The organism is Psychrobacter sp. UBA6766 (genome assembly GCF_002453355.1).
Taxonomy (GTDB): domain Bacteria; phylum Pseudomonadota; class Gammaproteobacteria; order Pseudomonadales; family Moraxellaceae; genus Psychrobacter.
This window is the reverse complement of record NZ_DKGQ01000009.1, coordinates 1-318: the sequence shown is the minus strand read 5'-3', so window position 1 is coordinate 318 and position 318 is coordinate 1. Positions and strand designations below refer to the sequence as shown.

Sequence of the window (318 nt, the reverse complement as noted above, 5' to 3'; positions counted from 1 at the left end):
ATACGGCTAGCAGAAGATTCATGAATACCAAAGTCTATACTGATGTGGTACAGCGTCCGGTATTCACGCCAATAAGTAAGGGCCAGTAATATTTGTTCCTCAAGACTAAGCACGCTTGGTCTACCTGATTTAGTCTTTTGTGCTTCACATTGCTGCATAGCATCCAGCATTTCATGGAAGGTCGCTTTGTGAATGCCTGTGTAGCGTTTAAAGCCTGCATCACTTTGTTTGAGTAGCTTATCTATGTTTGGCATGGTTCTTAGCCAGTTGTGAATGTATTAGTTATTGTAAAATCCTCTGCTACTTTTGCAAGAGGTC

General features: G+C 41.5%; 1 protein-coding gene. It reads right to left on the bottom strand.

The window, feature by feature from the left end:
- Window positions 1-254: helix-turn-helix domain-containing protein (locus B4K26_RS02355; protein WP_296243291.1), on the bottom strand; the 254-nt coding region annotated here is incomplete at its 3' end.
- Between the last annotated feature and the right edge of the window lie 64 nt (window positions 255-318).